Below are 227 nucleotides of genomic sequence, written 5' to 3' on the forward strand. Positions count from 1 at the left end.
GTATTTTCAAGAGGCGTTGAATGGTGGAGCTAAGCGGGATCGAACCGCTGACCTCCTGCGTGCAAGGCAGGCGCTCTCCCAGCTGAGCTATAGCCCCATCAGATGTATCGTCCTGTACAGCCATTCCCCTTATGCGAATCACGCCGCCGAAGGAAGAATTGGTAGGCCTGAGTGGACTTGAACCACCGACCTCACCCTTATCAGGGGTGCGCTCTAACCACCTGAGC

1 tRNA gene is annotated in these 227 nt (G+C 56.4%); it reads right to left on the reverse strand.

Going from position 1 to position 227, the window contains the following annotated elements:
- Nucleotides 1–21: 21 nt before the first annotated feature.
- Nucleotides 22–97 (reverse strand) — tRNA-Ala (locus AAC855_RS21430).
- Between the last annotated feature and the right edge of the window lie 130 nt (nucleotides 98–227).

The organism is Xenorhabdus bharatensis (assembly GCF_037996705.1).
GTDB lineage: Bacteria > Pseudomonadota > Gammaproteobacteria > Enterobacterales > Enterobacteriaceae > Xenorhabdus > Xenorhabdus bharatensis.